Annotated in this window: 1 protein-coding gene and 1 pseudogene; one reads left to right on the top strand and one right to left on the bottom strand. The window is 66.1% G+C overall.

What is annotated here, in order from left to right:
* Positions 1 to 1,122: molecular chaperone DnaK (gene dnaK / locus UK12_RS32275; RefSeq protein WP_045306770.1), on the bottom strand; the 1,122-nt coding region annotated here is incomplete at its 3' end.
* A gap of 295 nt (positions 1,123 to 1,417) precedes the next feature.
* Between dnaK and UK12_RS32270 the strand changes: the two are divergent.
* Positions 1,418 to 2,319: pseudogene (locus tag UK12_RS32270) on the top strand (Fe-S oxidoreductase); the annotation flags it as partial.

Genomic DNA, 2,319 nt, shown 5'->3' with positions numbered 1-2,319 from the left:
GGTCTCGATGCCGAGGGACAGCGGGGTGACGTCGAGCAGCAGGACGTCCTTGACCTCACCCTTGAGGACACCGGCCTGCAGGGCGGCGCCGATGGCGACGACCTCGTCCGGGTTGACGCCCTTGTTGGCGTCCTGGCCGCCGGTCAGCTCCTTGACGAGCTCGGCGACGGCCGGCATGCGGGTGGAGCCACCGACCAGGACTACGTGGTCGATCTCGGACAGCGCGATGCCGGCGTCCTTGATGACGTTGTGGAACGGGACCTTGCAGCGCTCCAGCAGGTCGGCGGTGAGCTGCTGGAACTGGGCGCGGGTGAGCTTCTCGTCCAGGTGCAGCGGGCCCTCGGCGGAGGCCGTGATGTAGGGCAGGTTGATCGAGGTCTCGGAGGACGAGGACAGCTCGATCTTGGCCTTCTCGGCAGCCTCGCGCAGACGCTGCAGGGCCATCTTGTCCTTGGACAGGTCGACACCGTGGCCGGCCTGGAAGGTCTTCACCAGGTGGTCGACGACGCGCTGGTCCCAGTCGTCACCACCGAGGTGGTTGTCACCGTTGGTGGCCTTCACCTCGACGACCCCGTCGCCGATCTCCAGCAGGGAGACGTCGAAGGTGCCGCCGCCGAGGTCGAAGACCAGGATGGTCTGGTCGTCCTTGTCCAGGCCGTAGGCCAGGGCGGCCGCGGTGGGCTCGTTGACGATGCGCAGGACGTTCAGGCCCGCGATCTCGCCGGCCTCCTTGGTGGCCTGGCGCTCGGAGTCGTTGAAGTACGCCGGGACGGTGATCACCGCGTCGGTGACCGTCTCGCCCAGGTACGCCTCGGCGTCGCGCTTCAGCTTCTGCAGAATGAAGGCGCTGATCTGCTGAGGGTTGAAGTCCTTGCCGTCCAGGTTGATCTTCCACCCGGTGCCCATGTGGCGCTTGACCGAGCGGATGGTGCGGTCGACGTTGGTGACCGCCTGGCGCTTGGCGACCTCGCCGACGAGCACCTCGCCGTTCTTGGCGAAGGCGACGACGGACGGCGTGGTCCGGGCGCCCTCGGCGTTCGTGATGACGGTGGGCTCTCCGCCCTCCAGAACGCTGACGACCGAGTTAGTCGTACCGAGGTCGATACCGACCGCACGTGCCATCGTGGATACCTCCGACGAGAAGTTGAGCTTTACGGGCTCAAGCATGCCTGACGCTTCGAGGCCCGTCAACAGCCATGAGTCAGACCCGCTCAACTTTACTTAGCGCTTATGTGTACGGCCTGGTGCGGCCAATGGGGTGAGTGTGTCCTTAGTGACTGCCGCCATACCCTGAGCATCTTCTGGGCCGGCGGCGACCGCCGGTAATGTCCGGCCAGGTCTAGCCTTGAAGTTACCGACCAGTACACTCGGTCGGAGCCTTGACATCCTTGACACCAGCCGCTGGAGACGGAGAGCGATGCAGCTAGCAGCGATCGTCATCTCGCTGGTCACTTTCGTGATCGGCACCGCGCTCGCCGCCCGTGCGGCGATGTACATCTACAAGGTGGTGCGAACCGGGGCGCCGGACTCCACCAGGTTCGGCCGGCCCGCGCAGCGGGCGAAGACCGTGGCGGTCGAGTTCGTCGGCCACACCCGGATGAACCGCTGGGGCGTCGTCGGCGTCGCGCACTGGTTCGTCGCGGTCGGCTTCCTCACCCTCGGCCTCACCCTGCTGACCGCCTTCTTCCAGCTGTTCGACGCCGAGTTCGTGCTCCCGGTGCTCGGCGGCTGGCTGCCCTACGAGCTCTTCACCGAGCTGGTCGGCACCATGACCACGCTCGGCATCGCGGTCCTGATCGTGATCCGGCTGCTCAGCCTGCCGTCCAGGTCCGGTCGCAAGTCCCGGTTCGCCGGCTCGATCGCCTGGCAGGCCTTCTACGTCGAGTACACCATCCTCGGCATCGGCATCTGCATCCTGGTGCTGCGCGGCCTGGAGGGCGCACTGGAGCACGCGGGCTCGTACGAGGCGAAGTTCCTGATCTCGTACCCGCTGGTGCTCGCCTTCAAGGGCCTGGCCCACGGCACCCTGGTCAACCTGATCTACATCTTCGCGATGCTGAAGATCTGCATCTCCTTCGCCTGGGCGATCACCATCGGGATCAACCCCTCGATGGGTGTGGCCTGGCACCGCTTCCTCGCCTTCTTCAACATCTACTTCAAGCGGGAGGAGGACGGCGACGTCGCGCTCGGTGCCCTGCGCCCGATGACCAGCGGCGGCCAGCCGATCGACTTCGAGGACCCGGCCGAGGACGCCGTCTTCGGTGCCTCCCAGGTCGAGCACTTCTCCTGGAAGGGCATCCTCGACTTCTCCACCTGCAC

This window comes from Saccharothrix sp. ST-888 (assembly GCF_000955975.1).
GTDB lineage: Bacteria > Actinomycetota > Actinomycetes > Streptomycetales > Streptomycetaceae > Kitasatospora.
The sequence above is the reverse complement of the archived record's forward strand: the minus strand, read 5'-3'. Positions and strand labels throughout refer to the sequence as shown.